This is a genomic window from Actomonas aquatica, from assembly GCF_019679435.2.
Lineage (GTDB): Bacteria > Verrucomicrobiota > Verrucomicrobiia > Opitutales > Opitutaceae > Actomonas > Actomonas aquatica.
The window spans coordinates 6,036,725-6,051,962 of sequence record NZ_CP139781.1; the positions used below are offsets into that span (position 1 = coordinate 6,036,725).

Annotated in this window: 11 protein-coding genes; 7 read left to right on the forward strand and 4 right to left on the reverse strand. The window is 66.1% G+C overall.

The features are described 5' to 3' along the window. Positions 1–41: 41 nt before the first annotated feature. Positions 42–569: an NUDIX hydrolase gene (locus K1X11_RS23160; protein ID WP_221030120.1), complete on the reverse strand. Its 528-nt coding sequence runs from the start codon at positions 567–569 to the stop codon at positions 42–44. Positions 570–689: 120 nt separating this feature from the next. Here K1X11_RS23160 and K1X11_RS23165 point away from each other — a divergent pair, with 120 nt between their 5' ends. Genes K1X11_RS23165 through K1X11_RS23185 form a run of 5 tightly spaced genes read left to right on the forward strand, consistent with a single transcriptional unit; the run spans position 690 to position 7,493 of the window. Then, positions 690–1,265 carry a hypothetical protein gene (locus K1X11_RS23165; RefSeq protein WP_221030119.1) on the forward strand — a complete coding sequence of 192 codons (576 nt, stop codon included), beginning with the start codon at positions 690–692 and terminating at the stop codon, positions 1,263–1,265. Between the two features lie 29 nt (positions 1,266–1,294). After that, positions 1,295–2,926 (forward strand): pilus assembly protein PilM, encoded by a 1,632-nt coding sequence (pilM, locus tag K1X11_RS23170; RefSeq protein WP_221030118.1) that lies wholly within the window; start codon positions 1,295–1,297, stop codon positions 2,924–2,926. Next, positions 2,923–3,897, forward strand: a complete 975-nt coding sequence (locus tag K1X11_RS23175; protein ID WP_221030117.1) for an Amuc_1100 family pilus-like protein — start codon at positions 2,923–2,925, stop codon at positions 3,895–3,897. Before pilM ends, K1X11_RS23175 begins: the two co-directional genes overlap by 4 nt. Next, the gene (locus tag K1X11_RS23180; protein WP_221030116.1) at positions 3,894–4,778 is read left to right on the forward strand and encodes a hypothetical protein; all 885 of its coding nucleotides are present in this window, start codon (positions 3,894–3,896) and stop codon (positions 4,776–4,778) included. The genes K1X11_RS23175 and K1X11_RS23180 overlap by 4 nt, the downstream gene beginning before the upstream one ends. A 9-nt stretch (positions 4,779–4,787) precedes the next feature. Then, positions 4,788–7,493, forward strand: a complete 2,706-nt coding sequence (locus K1X11_RS23185) for a type II and III secretion system protein (protein ID WP_221030115.1) — start codon at positions 4,788–4,790, stop codon at positions 7,491–7,493. Between the two features lie 12 nt (positions 7,494–7,505). Here K1X11_RS23185 and K1X11_RS23190 read toward each other — a convergent pair whose 3' ends face one another. After that, a complete protein-coding gene (locus K1X11_RS23190; protein WP_221030114.1) occupies positions 7,506–8,291 on the reverse strand; it encodes an ElyC/SanA/YdcF family protein in 786 nt (261 codons plus the stop codon). A 97-nt stretch (positions 8,292–8,388) separates the two neighbouring features. Here K1X11_RS23190 and K1X11_RS23195 point away from each other — a divergent pair, with 97 nt between their 5' ends. After that, entirely contained in the window at positions 8,389–9,282 is an 894-nt protein-coding gene (locus K1X11_RS23195; protein WP_221030113.1) for a 5'-3' exonuclease, read from the forward strand. Positions 9,283–9,316: 34 nt separating this feature from the next. On the opposite strand, the gene K1X11_RS23200 is transcribed toward K1X11_RS23195, so the two are convergent. Together K1X11_RS23200 and K1X11_RS23205 are read right to left on the reverse strand one after the other, a co-directional pair. Continuing rightward, the gene (locus K1X11_RS23200) at positions 9,317–13,318 is read right to left on the reverse strand and encodes an ATP-binding protein (RefSeq protein ID WP_221030112.1); all 4,002 of its coding nucleotides are present in this window, start codon (positions 13,316–13,318) and stop codon (positions 9,317–9,319) included. Positions 13,319–13,414: 96 nt separating this feature from the next. Then, complete coding sequence (locus K1X11_RS23205; protein WP_221030111.1) at positions 13,415–14,158, reverse strand: response regulator transcription factor; 744 nt, start codon at positions 14,156–14,158, stop codon at positions 13,415–13,417. A gap of 189 nt (positions 14,159–14,347) precedes the next feature. On the opposite strand from K1X11_RS23205, the gene hisG reads away from it, so the two are divergent. Then, positions 14,348–15,208 (forward strand): ATP phosphoribosyltransferase, encoded by an 861-nt coding sequence (gene hisG, locus K1X11_RS23210; RefSeq protein ID WP_221030110.1) that lies wholly within the window; start codon positions 14,348–14,350, stop codon positions 15,206–15,208. The last annotated feature ends 30 nt before the right edge of the window (positions 15,209–15,238 follow it).

Genomic DNA, 15,238 nt, shown 5'->3' on the forward strand with positions numbered 1-15,238 from the left:
CCCGCGACAAAACTCCGCCGGATTTTGGGACCAGCGGCGGGTTACGCGCCGGACAACGTCTGCTCGATCGTGATGTGCAGGTCGTGTCCCGGATCGCAGTCGGCGCGCATGGCGACGAAGCCGCTGTGGTGCTGATCAAAAATCGGCCACAGGGCGGTGCGATCGGTATCGGGCAGGGGCAGCTCATCGATGGCGGTGCGACTGAAGAAACCAAAATGTCCCTCGTCCATGGCGGGTGGCAGCGCGGCGATGGGGCGGCGGCAGTGGAAGAGGAACAGCAGCCAGTGGGATTGGCCCTCATAGGCTTTTTCGGCGATCATGCCGAACAGGTGCAGGTCGCTCACCGCGATCACGTGGTCGGTTTCCTCCCGGGTCTCGCGCACGGCACATTCGAAGGGCGATTCGCCGATCGCCGTTTCCAACTTGCCGCCGATGGGCGTCCACCGCCCGAGGTTGGGCGACTTGGCGCGATGGAGGAGCAATTGCTCCCCGGCCTCGTTTTCGATGAAGACCAACACGGCGATTTTGTAGCCGAGGGGAGTGGCGGGAGCGGAAGCGGAGGCAGTCATTCGTAAAACGCTGGTGTCAGACCGGTTTTGAACGTGACGCCCGTCGGAGCCTCCTCAATGACTTTTTGCCCAACGATGACAAACGGGCGTGCTCTTCCCTACCTACTGTTTTTTGGCCTCTTGTCGGCCGCGAGTGGGGCCCTGCGAGCCGCCGAGGTCGAGGTGGCGCAGGTGCGTTTTGCCGAACAACGGGACGCGGCGGGACAGGTCTGGTGGGGCGCGGCAGTGGACCTCGAAGTGGACGCCACCGGGGGCGGGGCGGCCGGACGATTTACGGGAGAAGTCGCCGTGGAGCTGCAGTGGGGCGTCGAGCGGGCGGAGGCACCAAATGGCGTGGCCCTCTACCGGGCGCGGTCGCGCACCGCGGCGCTGGAGGAGGGACGGGCACGTTTCCGGTTTTATCTACCGCCGACACTCGTGCGGCGCGATCAGGTCGAACGGGCACCGCGGTTTTGGGCGGTGCAGGTGACGGTGGAGGGCGAAGTGCTGGCGGATTCGCGCCGCTCAGTCGGCGAGGGGATCAGTAGTCCGGAGGCCCTGGCTAATTTTCGCCGCGGGGTCGCTCAACAGGCGGAGGCGAACGACGGTGTGTTGTTGCCGTGGTATCTCACCCCGTTCTTGAGCGAGGGGCGCGGGGAGGTCGTAACGCCGGTGCCGATGCGATCTGAAAACATTGCGCCGCTGGCGGCTCCGTAGGCGCGTTCTTTGCTCTGGCCCACCGCTCCATGACGCTTCGACTTCGATCCTCCTCTGCGCGACCCCTGCGGGTCATCGAGGTGGGCGTGGCGCATCTGGCCGCGGGCGAAGTGACGACGGGGGCGGGAGGTGGGCTCAGCGTGCGGCGCAGTTTTGAGCGCACTTGGACGGCGGCGGAGGGCGAACCGGGGCCGGAACTCGACGAGGCGCTGAGCGCATTGAGGGAACATTGGGGGCGCGGCGGGCCGATGCAGGTGGTGATCCCGCCGCATCTGGTGTTGACCAAGGTCCTGCAGGTGCCGGCGACGGCGACTGCGCAGCGCGACCGTATCATCGCCTTTGAGGCGCGGCAGGCGATTCCGTTTCCGTTGGAGGACGTGGTGTGGGATTACACGCTGCTGGCCGACACGGGGGAGCAGTTGGAGGTGCTGTTGGCGGCGGCCAAATTGGATGCCTTGGAGGCGCTGCTGCGACGGGTGGTGGCGGCGGGTTGGGAGCCGGAAACGGTGATCCCGGCCAGTGTGGCGCTGGCCCTGGGTTGGCGCGCGGCCCCGTCGGCGACCGAACCGGCGCTCGTGCTGGGCGTGGGGGCGCGCTCGACGCAACTTTTACTCGTCAGTGGAGCAGACGTGCACCTGCGCACCTTGGCCTGGGGCGGCAATCAAGTGAGCCGCCTCATCGCCGAATCCCTCGGGCAATCGGCTGCGGAGGCGGAGCGGCTCAAGCTGCAGCTCTGGGGCGGGGTGGTCGAGTTGCCGGAAGCGTCGCCGGCGGCGCAGGCCGTGGCGGGGGCGCTGCGGCAATTTGGTCAGCGTTTGGGCGGCGAGGTGCGCCGGTCGCTGCTCGTGCAGCAGCGCCGCGGGAGCGCGGCCGAGGCGCCGCAACGGGTATGGCTCACCGGCGCCGCCTCGCAGGCACCGGGTTGGGCGACGAGTTTGGGCGAAACCCTGGCCCTGCCAGTGGCACCGTGGACGGCGGGCGAAGCCGGCGAAGACCTGGCGACACGCGCCGAGTGGTGGGGGGCGGTGCGGCTCCTGGCAGGCGCAGGTGCGGAGGCGGGCAGCGGCATAAACCTTCTACCGCCGGCGATGGCGGCGACGCGACGAGCGAAGCGGCGGCAGCCCCGTTGGTGGGCGGCGGCGGCCTTACTGGTGCTCGCGGTCGCGTTGCCGGGTCTGCATTACCACCGACTGGCCTCGGCGCGCACCGCGGCGGCGGCGGACTTGCGCCAGCGCCTCACGCCGCATCAAGTGTGGCAGACGCAGATTCAGGACGACGTGGTCGCGGTGGAGCGTCTGGAGCAGCAGGTCGCGGGGATGCAGCACCTGCTCGATGCGCAGGGCGCGTGGACGACGTTTTTGGCCGATCTGGAAACGCGGGTGGCGACACTCGACGACGCGTGGGTGGAGCGCCTGCAGCGCTTGCCGACGGACGCGCCGGATGCGCCGGAGCGGCTGCGCCTCACCGGGCGCTTGCTCGACCGGGAGAACCCGTTGTCACGAGTGAGTCCGAAGACCTACGAACGTGCGACCCATTTGCTGCAGACGCTGGTCGAGTCGCCGGCGGTGCAGGCGGTCGAAGGAGAACGTTTTGAGGCGTCGGATCCCGGCATCCTGCGCTTTGATTTCACCTTGGTCCTCAACCCGGGAGTCGGCTTGTGAGCGCAGCGTCGGGTAAGCTTTCGACCGAGCAACGCGGCCTGATTTTGGGCACGGTGGTGCTGGTCGCGCTGGCGGCGTGGTGGTCGTGGAGCGCGCAGGGGCGGGCGGAGGCGGCGCAGCGCCGGCTGCGTTCGGTCGAGCGTTCGTGGCAGGTGTTGAGCCTGAGCGAACCCTTGCCGACGACCGAGGTCGCGGCGGATTGGGCGGCGCGGCGCGAGGCCTTGCAGGAAGCGATGGCCGATGGGCGCAAACGATTGGGCGGCAAGGGCGACGATCCCTTGGACGTGCCGGTTGGGCTGCAGCGGGCGGAGGCGTTTTTCACTCTGGCGCAGTTTGCCCAAGCGCAACGGGAACAGGCGGCGGCGGCCGGGGTGGTGGTGCCGGAAGGGTATGCGCTCGGCTTTTCGGCTTACGCCAACAGTGGTCCGCAGGACGCCGACCTGCCGATCGTGTTGCGCCAATACCGGCTGGTGGAAGCGCTACTCGGCACGGTGTGGTCCAGTGGCGCGCGGGAGCTGACGCGCGTGCAGCGGGAAGTGCCGGCCCGCAAACGCGAAGACGCGGCCAACGATCGTGGCGTGCGCGGCGAAGGCCGCGCGGAGGATTATCTGGAGTGGCCGGCGGCGCAGAGTCTGGCGCGCGACGGCCTGTGGCAGACGCTGGCGGTGCGGGTGGGTTTTGTCGGCACGACCGAAACCCTGCGGCAGGTGCTCGACGCGGTGCAGGCGCTGCCCCTGCCGTTGGTGGTGCGGGCGGTGGAGGTGGAACCGCTGGGCGAAGACGGCACGGCTCGAGGCGGCGTGCGTTCGCTGGCCGACCTGTTCCGCAACGAAGAAGGCGCGGCCGACGCCGGTGCCGAAGCCACCGGCCGGGTGGCCATCATTCGCGCGACGGAGGCGGAGTTTTTGATCACCGTCGAGTATATCGAGTTTGTGGATACGGCGACCGCCGGGGAGGGCGACGCGGCATGAAGTCGGCGCGGAAACTCTCGGGCGATGCGATCGCGCTGGCGGTGGCGGCGCTGCTGGTGGTGATCGCGTTGGCGACCGTGCTGTGGGGCGAGCGCGCCGTGGCGCAGGTGCGACGGGGACCGGCGGCGCTGGCGGGTGGGGCCGGTCCGGTCGAGGGCACGCGGGTGACCTTGCCGGAAGGGGCGGACGTGGTCTGGAGTCGGCCGCGCCACGACGCCGGCTGGGGCTTCGAACTGTTCACGCCACCGGTGGTATTTTACGACCGCGCAACCGGACGCTTCACGGTGAGTCCGGCGGAGAATGAACCGGCGAAGGCGCTGGACGCGGCGGAGCGGGCCTTCGGTCTCCAACTGGTGGATACAACGCGACTGCCGTATCGGCTGCAGCTGGTGGGTTATGCGGGCGAAGCCGGCAACTACTTCGGCATTTTCCAAAACGAAGAGACCGGCGACGGCATCGTGGCGCAGCCGGGACGACGGTTTGAAGACCTGGGGCTGGAGCTGCGACAACTCGATGTGCGCCGGGAGGATACGATCGTGCCGGAGAGCATGCCGTTGCGCGAGATCGTGGCGGTGGCCGAGGTCTGGGACGAGACGGCCGGGCGGTTGGTGCGGTTGTCGTCGGCGGGGTGGCAATGGGCGGATGCGCCGGTGGCCGACGTGCGCATCGCGGCGACGGGCGAAGTGCGGCAGGTGCGCGCGGGTGATCGCATCGAAACGGCAGATGCGCGGTATGAGATCCGGTCGGTGGCGGCGGAACCGGCCAGTGTGATCGTGGGCAAACAACACGATGACGGCACCCGGGAGGAAATGACTTTATGGCCGGATGTTTCGGTCACCACTGACTCACCGCCCCCGCCCGATCCCTTCGCCTTTCCCTAGATTTTTTCGATGAAACGACTTTTCCAGCGAACCCTTCCGCCTGTCTGGCGCCCGTGTGTGGCGGCCTTCACCGTCCTGTTGTTGGGTGCGATGTGGCTGGCCCCGCTGCCGGTGGCCGCGCAGAGCCGCACCGAAACCAAGATCCGGTTGATGGCGGACGCGTTGCGAGCGCGCGATGATGGCGATTTGGAAGCGGCCGAGCGCAACCTGTTGCAGTTGGTCGAGCTGGCCCCCAACGACCCCGCGGTGACGCGCATGCTGGCGGCGGTGCAGGCCGACTTGGAAGCGGAGCGGGCACGGCTGCGGACGGCGGGCAACGACACCAGCGGTGAGGTCGAATATTCGGCACCGGAACCTCAATCGTCGAACGCCGGGCAACTCCTGGCCGAGGCGCGGGAGCGCGAAGCGGCGATGGCGGCGGAGATCGCAGCCCTCGCGGCGGCGGAGGAGCAGCGGCAGCGCGAGTTGTTGGATGCGGCGCGCAGCCAGTTGCAGGACGCGCGACGGCTGGCGCGCGAAGGGCGCTTTGAAGCGGCGTTGGCGACGCTGGATACGGCGGTGCGTTCGCTGCCGGAGAATCCGCTCACGGTGCCGGTGATGCGTGAGTTGGAGGAGGAGCATGCGATGATTGCCGAGCAACAAGCCGAAGCCCTGGTCGCGGCGCGGGCGCGGGAACGGGCGCGAAGTGCATCGGTCGTGACGACCTCGGCCCCGCAGGTTTCGGTGCAGACGGTGGAGGACCCCAGGCCGATGGTGATGAGCAGCTGGGAGATCGCGCGGGAGCGTTATGCGGCCGGTGATTTTGATACGGCGGAACTGGAGTTGAAGGCGCTGTTGGAACGTGAACCCGATCACCGTGGGGCGCGGCGGCTACTGGCGCGGATCGGCGAGGAGCGGGTCGAAGCGGCAGCGGCGCTGCGCAGCCAAACCCGACAGTCGTTGATGGAAGAAGTGGGTCTGTCGTGGCAGCGCCCGATGGTGGCGTCCGAGCCGAGTGCGGGGCGCGATGACGATGGCGACGGGGAGAGTCCGCTGGTGCGCAAGCTGAGCGACATCCGCATCCCCAGTGTGAGTTTTAACTCGGTCGAACTGCAACGCGTGGTGAGCACGCTGAGCGACCTCTCGCGGGAGTTCGACGGTGGCGATGGCGGGCGGGGCGTGAACATTTTGGTGATCGATCCGCAGAACCGCCGGCCGCCGGTGAGCCTCACCTTGCGCGACCTATCGCTGAAGCGGGTGTTGGACTTCATCACCGACTCGATCGGCTACCAATATGAAGTGCAGGCCGATGCGGTGGTGGTGCGACCGGGGGGCGAAACATCAACGCTCGACACGGAGTTTTTCCCCATCACGCGTTCGACCGTGATCCGCATGACCGGCATCGGCGGCGGTTTGGCGTCGGGTGGTGCGCCGGTGGTGGATGATCCGTTTTCGCCCGCTCCGGCGGCGGCGGTGAGTGCGCCGGGAGGCGGCGGTGAGGCGGTCGCGCTGCGCCAGTTTCTGCAGCAGGCCGGCGTCGACTTTGAGGGCATTGCAGGGGCGAGTCTCGCCTATGATGGCTCGGCCATGATCGTGACGCAGACCAGCCGCAACGTGGAGCGCATCCGCAACATCCTCAACCGCTACAACGACGTGCGCCAGGTGGAGATCGAGGCGAAGTTCATGGAAGTGCAGGAAGGCGCGCTGGAAGAGCTCGGTATCCAGTGGGGTGTTACACACGGCGTGCGGGGCGATCCACGTTACCTGGCGACGGGCGGCACGCAGAATCGCACGCTCAACGATACGTTCACCAACACGGTGGCGGGCACCGTGGGCAACGTCTTCCGGCCGGCCCGGGCGGAGCTGCGCGACGTGGATGGTGTGGTGACCCAGGAGGCGACCGATGAACTGAACCTACCGATCATCAACAACCCGGCCTCGCTGCCGCGGGCGCTGGACCTCGGTGCGGATGCCGGACCGATCGCCGATATTCAGGGTCTGGTGGGCGAGTTCGATGTGAACGCGGTGATCAGGGCGCTGTCGCGCACGGCGGGCTCGGATTTGTTGAGCGCGCCCAAGGTGACCGTGCTGTCGGGTAATCCGGCGACGATCACGGTCGCGCAGGAGCTGCGTTATCCGACGAGTTACGGTGAAGTGCGCAGTGAAGTGGGCTCGTCGAGCCGCGACAGTTCGTCAGCCGGTGTGACGATCACGGCCGGCACGCCGCGGGATTTTGAAACCCGCAAAGTGGGCGTCGAGCTTCGGGTGACACCGACGGTGGAAGAGGACGACTATTCGATCAGTCTTGATCTGAATCCGAAGGTCACGGAGTTCGAAGGCTTCGTGGAATACGGCGGTCAGAGCGTCGCGATTTCCAACGACACGACGGTCACCGTGCCCTCGGGTTTTTATCAGCCAATCTTCTCGACCCGCGAGGTGTCGACCAAGGTGACGCTCTGGGATGGCGCGACGCTGGTGATGGGCGGACTCACGCGCGAGGAAGTGAAGACGGTGCAGGACAAGGTGCCGTTTCTCGGCGACATCCCGGGACTCGGGCGCCTGTTCCGCTCAGAAGGTGAGACGACCCAAAAGCGTAACCTGTTGATCTTCGTGACGGCGAACTTGGTGAGCCCCGGAGGTTCGCCGAAGAAGCAGGAACTGCGCGGCGTGGCCCCGAGTTCGGCGTTTCAGAACGAGACCGTGGTGACTCCCCAAGGGCCGGCGCGGCGCCAGTAGCCGTCGGCGCGCTTAGCGTTGGCCGCGGAGGGCGGTCCAGGCCAGGCCGAGGTATTCGCGGGAGGCGAGGGTGTTGCGCTGCAGGCCCCAGACGCTGAAGGTGAACCAGGCGCTGAGGCGGTGTTGCTGGGGCTCAGCCACGAAGTCGGCCGGAGCCGGGGTGGCGTTTAATCCCGCGGCGTGGGCGAGGCCGAGGGCGCGCGGCATGTGCCAGGCCGAGGTCACCAACAGGACGGGGGCATCGCCGATGATGGCTTGAGCGGCGTGGACTTCGTCGTGGGTGTCGTGGACTTCGGCGAGTTCGGTGATGCGAGCCGGATCGATGCCGAGTGAGATGGCGGCGCGGGCGAGCACGTGGGCGTGACTTTCGTGGCCGTGGGTCGGCACCGGGCCGCAGGTGAGCAGCTGCGTGTTCGGCAGCAGGCGAGCGAGGCGCACGCCTTCGACGAGGCGGCCGAGACTCGCGTTGGCCAACCGGTTGGTGGGGGCCATGGCATCGGTGTCGAAGTGACCGCCGCCGAGAATGAGGATGTAGCGGGCGTCCGGGGCGGGGGCGGGCAGGGCTTGGGTGAGGCCGTCGGGGAGCGGGGCGTGGCGGGACTCGAGGCTTTGCAGGGTGCGGTCCGCGATGCCTTCGTTGCAGGCGAGGAGCAGCAGGAGGAGGCCGGTGATCGAGGTGGCGGCGGCGGCGCGTTTGCGTTGGCGGGACCACAGGGAGAGCGCGACGAGTTGCAGCAGGAATACGAGCGACAAGGGCATGAGCAGGGTGCCCGCGAGACGTTTGAGCAGAAGCAGCACAAAGGGACGCTGAGTGGGCGGGCAGCGGAGGTGAAGGCAGAAGCGGCGGGGAGGTTTTGGTTTGTGCTGGGGAGGGGCGCGGGGCTGACTCCGAGCCATGTCCACCTGGTTGCTCGTTGATGGTTTTAATCTCGCTTACCGTTGCTTCTTCGCGATCCCGGAGCTGACCCGTTCCGATGGGTTTCCGACGAATGCGCTGCACGGTTGGGTGAAGACCATTTGGAAACTCGAGGATCAGGAAGAGCCCGAGGGCGTGTTGGTGTTTTTCGACCTCGGCGGCGCGCAGGATCGGCTCGCGTTGCTGCCGGATTACAAGGCGCAGCGGGAGGAGATGCCGGAGGCGTTGAGTAAACAGATCCCGGTGATCAAGGAGCTGACGCGGTTGATGGGGCTGGGTGGCATCGAGATCGAAGGCGTCGAGAGCGACGACTTGTTGGCGGCGCAGGCGGTGGCTTTGGCGAAGGCTGGGCACACGGTGAAGATCGTGAGTTCGGACAAGGATTTTGCGCAGGTGGTGGATGAGTCCATCTCGATGATGTTGCCGCCTTCGCCGGCGAATCCGCGCGGCGGTTGGCGCAACATGGGCCCGGCGGAGGTGGAAGCAAAGTTTGGCGTGGTGCCGGCGAAGATCGCGGACTTCTTGGCGCTGGTGGGCGACTCGGTGGACAACATTCCGGGCGTGGCTGGCGTGGGACCGAAGACGGCGGCGAAGTGGCTCAACGCGCACGGCGATCTGGAGGGGGTGATCGCGGCGGCGGGGGCCGGCACCTTGAAGCCGGATCGGTTTTGCGACGTGGTGGCGGCTGATGCCGAGCGGCTGCGCATCAACCTGAAGCTCACGACGCTCAATCTCGATTTGCCGGTGCAACCGGCGGTGCGGCCGGCGACGGATGGGCCGACACTAGTGAAGCGTTTGGCCGAGCTCGAAATGAAGGGCGCAACGGCCGAAGCGGAGAAGCGTTACGGCGCGGCGCAGGGCGAGTTGTTCTGAGGCGGCGGCGTCGTGCGGGCTCTGGCTGCCGGAGTCAGACGGGCGGGGTGCTGTCGCCGCGCAGGGCGCGGCCGAGCAGGCGGGCGAGTTCTTCGCCGGAGAAGGGTTTACCGAGCACGTAGGTGTTGCTGAGCGTGTGCAGCTTCTCGAGGGCGTTTTCGCGGCCGTAGCCGGTGATGACGATGGCGGGAATGGTGCTACCGCGTTCGCGGAGGCGTTGCACGAGATCGGCCCCGGTGAGGTGGGGCATGGTGAGGTCGGTGACGAGAGCAGCGTAGCGGTCGGGGGCCTCGTCGTAGGCCTTGAGCGCCGCCCGCGGGTCCTCATGCACTTGGGGGGCGTAGCCGAACTGGGTCAGGCGCGTGGCGACGAATTGCACGACGCTCTCTTCGTCGTCGACGACCAGCACCTCGCGGGAGTGACCTTCGGCGATTGACTCGGCGGGAGCGCGTTGAGTTTTCACCGAGGACGCGTTGGTGATGGGGAAATACAGTTCGAAGGTGGTGCCGACTCCCGGGGTGCTGCGCACGCGATGCGTGCCGTGGTGACTGGCGAGGATGCCTTGGACAGTGGAGAGGCCGAGACCGGTGCCTTTGCCTTGATCCTTGGTGGTGAAGAAGGGATCGAAAATGCGTTCGAGAGTGGCGGCATCCATGCCGGCGCCGTCGTCGGCGACGATAAGCACCATGTAGCGACCCGGGCGGAGTTCGGGGACTTCAACGCTGAGTTCGTCGTCGATATCGATGGGCTTGAGCTCAACCGAAATGTGGCCGGATTTGCCGTCGATGGCGTGGGCGGCGTTGGTGCAGAGGTTAAGCACGATCTGGTGAATCTGGGTGGCATCGGCGAGCACCACGCCAGGGGACAGGGACTGAGCGATTTGAATGAACGACGGCGTGCTGGCCCGCACGAGTTTAAGGGCCTCGGAGACCGGTGCGACCAGATCGGTGGGCACGAGTTTGGAGTCGGCTTTGCGGGAGAAGGTGAGGATTTGGGAAACGAGGTCGCGGGCACGCAGGCCGGACTTGCGGATGTCGCGCAGGTCGGCGGCCAGAGGGGAATCTTCGGGGAGGTCGAGAAGGGCGATCTCACAGTTGCCGAGGATGCCGGTGAGGATGTTGTTGAAGTCGTGGGCGATGCCGCCGGCGAGGGTGCCGATCGATTCCAGTTTGCGCGCTTGGAAGAGTTGGTCTTCGAGACGGCGGTGGCGCTCCTGTTCGACCAGCCAGGCGGTGATGTCCTCCTCCAGAATGAGGTGGAAGCGCACCTTGTCCTCGGCGGTGCGGATGGGGCTGATGGAGGAACGCACGTGGACGAGGCGACCGTCGGCGTGGCGGTTGGTGAGTTCGCCGGTCCAGGTGCGGCCCTCGGCGAGGCAGGCTTCGATCTCGGCGGAGACGGTGTCGTCGTCCTCATCGAAGGGTTGGCGCAGGCTGGAGGCGAGGCGGCCGAGCAGGTCGATTTCGCGCAGGCCGGAGAGTTCGCAAGCGCGTGGATTGACGAAGAGGATGGTGCCATCGACCTGGGTGATGAGCACGCTGACCGGGCTCTGGTTGATGGCTTGGGAGAGGATGCGGATTTCTTCGACCTGTTCTTCGAGTTGCTCGTTGCTCTCCTTCAGCTCCGCGGTGCGTTGTTTGACGAGGCGCTCGAGGCGCTGGTTTTCGCGACGTTCCAGCAGGGTGGAGGACCAGACGGCCAGGCTGATGAGGGCGAGGGCGGCGATGCCGTAACTGAGGTAGGCGAGGTTGCTGCGATACCACGGGGGCAGGATGCGAAAATCGAGGGAGTCGGCGGCGGAGATCTCGTCGCCGCGGCGGGCGCGAACTTCGAAGTGATAGGAGCCCTCGCCGAGACGGTTGAAGGTGGCCGAGCCGCCCGGGCCGAAGGCACTCCATTCATCCTGGGTGGAGAGACGGGCTTCAAAGGTGGCGGGCGGGGTCAGGCGGGTGTCGGGGTAAGCGAAGTGGATGGTGAGCGAGTTCTCCGCGTAGGGCAGAGAGCCGAGGGTGTCGGCGGGGTTGTAGAGTTCGAGATCGGAGTTGGGCAGGATCACTCGGGTGATCAGCGCGCTGCGGTCCGACGGAGACGGTGGGGTGAGCTGGGGATCAAAACGGAGGAACTGGATGCCGCTGTGAATCCACATCACGCCGTCGGATTCGGGGGTGAGGTAGTAAGGGCGCAGACCGTCGGGAAGGTCGACCGGGACTTCGGTCCACGGGTCGGTCGTCGTGTTGAAAACATGGATACGCTCGTCGCCGGCGACCCACAGACGACCGAGGGCGTCGCGCACGGGGCGACCGACCACGTAGCGCATGCCGCTGAGCTGTCGGCGGTGTTCCTCGGCCGGCACGAGCAGCTGGCGCACCTCGTCGTAGCGGTAGAGGCGGTCGCTGATGTTAAACGCCACACGGTCGTCGATCAGGTAGGCTTGGGCCCACGCGTCGGGGACCCCTTGTTCGGCGCCGAGCCTTTGCAGATTGAGCTGACCGTCGGGCAAGGCCTCGAGGCGACCCAGTTGACCAGCACCGAGTTCCAGCCAGGCAACGCCGTCGGCGTCGACTAGCGAGTCGAACGAGCTGAGGAAATCGGGCACGGCCTGTCGTTCAAAGGTGTAGGAGCCGTCGGCCATGCGGCGGATCCAACCGATTTCGCGGTCGGCAGTGTAGAGCCAGCGACCGTTGCGCGATGGCCCGTTGACGATGCGGAAATTGATGATGGAGGCTTCGACGAGTTGCCAGGTGCCCTCGCGGAGGGCGTAGATCCCGTTGTCGGTGCCGATCACCACCTCGCCGGTGATGGTCGTGAGGGAAAAACTGAAGCCGAGTTCGGCGGCGGTTTCGGTAAAACCGCGCAGACGATTTTCAGGGGAATAGTCTCCGCGCAGGACTTTGCCGTCGGCCAGCAGCCAGAGCTTGTGATCGAGGCGATGGAGGGAGATCGAGGTCGCTCCGGCGGGCAGCAGCGACTCGAAGCTGGTGTAGCTCGATGGCAGGGTGACCTGGGCGATGCCTTGGGAAAGCAGGGCCCAAAAGGTGCCGGATGGGGTGGGCACGATATGGCGAATGCGGGCGATGCGAGGGTCGCGGGATCGATCAAAGACGCCGCGCACGCGGCCGTTGCGGTCGAAGTGCACGAGACCGAAACCGTCCAGCGCGGCGACGTAGTGCCCGCCAGGCAGGGCGTGCAGATCCACCACGCGGGAGCGCCCGCCCAGGAGGCTGTGCTCGACGAAGGGGGTGAGGGATTCACCGTCGTAGAGGAACATCCCCTTGGCGTAGGTGCCGACGAGGAGTTTGTCGTCGAAGGGGGCGGTGCAGGTGATGGCGTCGTCGGGCGTGATTTGGGAACGGCCGTCGACGTTGGTCACGGTCCCATCGTTCTCGATGCGGTAGAGGTGACCGACGACACGATCGCTCACGTAATAGTGCCCGTCGTAGGCGAAGATGGCTTCGATGGTGCTGGCCCGGGCAACCACTGCGGCGGCGGTGCCGGGGTTCCAGCGGATCACGTAGCCGCTTTCGCTGTGCCAGAACCAAGTTCCGTCGACATCCACGCAGCGGCGGGGCACGGGAATGCGGTTGGGCAAACCCGTGGGCCAGGCGGCCTGTTGTTGCAGGGACCAGCGGCCATCGGGGAGGAAGACCACTTCACCGAAGCCGCCCTCCATGCCGGCGTAGATCCGTCCGTCGCTTGCGACCATTACTCCGGCTAGCGGGGAGAGGCCCTTGTCCTGTTCGGAGCGACTAAATACTTCCCACCGTGCTCCGTCGCCGAGCGCGATCTGACTGGGGGTCACGATGAGGAGCCGACCATCGGGCATTTGATGCAGGTCGGACGGCAACTCCCGTAAACCGAGGGCTTCCCGGCCCAACACGGTGAAGGGAGGGACGCCGGTCTCGAGAAAACCGGCGGGAGCGGCCGGGATGGCTTGGGTCTGTGCCCGGATTGGTTGGACCAATATCCCCGCCAGGAGGAAGACGGCGAGCAAGGCAACGGCCGAGCCGCGCCGGGCAATGGGGGGGGAGGTAGTCACGCAAGGAAAGCGTTAACAAATACGGGTGAGGGAGGACGCAGGGGCAGGGGCGAGGGTGAAACCGGAATCGGAAGGTCTGAGACCTGAGCGGGGACCTCAGCCCGCATCCGCTGCGCCGGAGGGGTCAAATATGTAGCCGACGCCGTGCACGGTGCGGAAGGCGTCCAAGGAGCTGCCGTTACGTTTGAACAGGTCACGCACCTTCACGATGTATTGATCGAGCGAGCGGCTCTTTACGTCGGCGTGGATGCCCCAGACGGAGTGGATGAGCGCCTTGCGGGTGATCACAATGCCCTCGTGCTCATGGAGGTAGGCGAGGATGCCCAGCTCTTTGCGGCCGATTTTTTCCACGCGGTCGGCAAAGTGGATTTCCAAGCGTCCCGGGTGGACCTGCCCGCCGCAAATCTCGAACGGCTCGTCGCTCACCCGGGCGTTTTTGGTGACCTTCAGATCGTCCCGGGCTTCGGATCGGCGCAACACGGCGCGAATGCGGGCGACGAGTTCGGCGTAACCGAAGGGTTTGGTGATGTAGTCGTCGCCGCCGAGCTCGAGTCCTTTCACCTTGTTGGTCTCGAGGGAGTTGCCGGTGAGGAAAATGGTGGGGATGGTGATGTCCTCGCGCCGCAGCTCTTCGAGCAGGGCAAAACCGGACTGATCCGGCAGGTTGATATCGAGGAGCATCAGGTTCGCGAAATTGCGTTTGAGGAAACGCGTCGCGTGCGCGGCCCGGCCGCAGATTTGGGCCTGCATGCCCGCTTCCTCCAAGTGGACGGAGATGAGCTTGGCCAGTTCCTCTTCGTCTTCGACGACGAGGATGAGCGGCTTGGGTTCGGAGCGCATAGGTGAGGGTGGTGCGGTAAGTTGCGCGAGGCAGTTGTAAAAAGCGAATTTTTTACAAGTGCAGGGGGTGCAGCCTGTCAAAGCAAAGCTGGTGCACCAAGACGGGGTAACTGTAGCGCAAAATTGGGCTTGAAGGTGGGGTGGGGGGAGTCTGCTTTTCCCGGCGTGTCCGCATCCACCCCTCTGCTAATGCTCGGACTGCCGAAGGGCAGCCTCGAGGAGTCGACCAAAGCCCTCTTCGCCAAGGCCGGCTGGAAGATTAAGACGAGTTCCCGCTCGTATCGCCCGTCCATCGACGATCCGGAGCTCGACGGCCGTTTTGTGCGCGCTCAGGAGGTGAGCCGTTACGTGGAGTCTGGTTTCTTCGACTGCGGTCTCACCGGTTGGGATTGGGTGCGGGAAAACGAGAGCGACGTGGTGGAGGTCTGCGACCTGATCTACAGCCGCGCTTCGACCCTCAAGTCCCGCTGGGTGCTCTGCGTGCCGGAGGACTCTCCGGTGCAAAAGGCCGAGGACCTCGCCGGCAAGCGGGTCGCCACCGAGCTCATGGGCACGGTGCAGCGTTACTTCGCCGAAAAGGGTGTGGACGCCAAGGTCGAGTTCTCCTGGGGCGCGACCGAGGTGAAGGTGCCTGATCTGGTCGACGCCATCGTCGACATCACCGAGACCGGCTCCTCCCTGCGCGCCAACAAGCTGCGCATCGTCGACACCCTGCTCGAAACCAACACCAAGCTCATCGCCAACAAGGCCAGCTGGGCCAACCCCGAGAAACGCAAGAAGATCGAGACGATCGCCATGCTGCTCCAAGGCGCGCTTGAGGCGGAGAGCAAGGTGGGTCTCAAAATGAATCTCCCCGAGGCCTCGCTCGACGCGGTCGTCAAGGAGCTCCCCGCGCTGCGCAACCCGACCATCTCGCAGCTCAATGCCGCGGGCTGGGTCGCGCTCGAAACCGTCATCGACGAAAAGGTGGCTCGCCAAATCATCCCGCAACTCAAGGCGCTCGGCGCCGAGGGAATCGTCGAGTATCCGCTCAACAAAGTGGTCTATTGATTTTCGATTTCGCGCTTCTCGGTTTTCGAT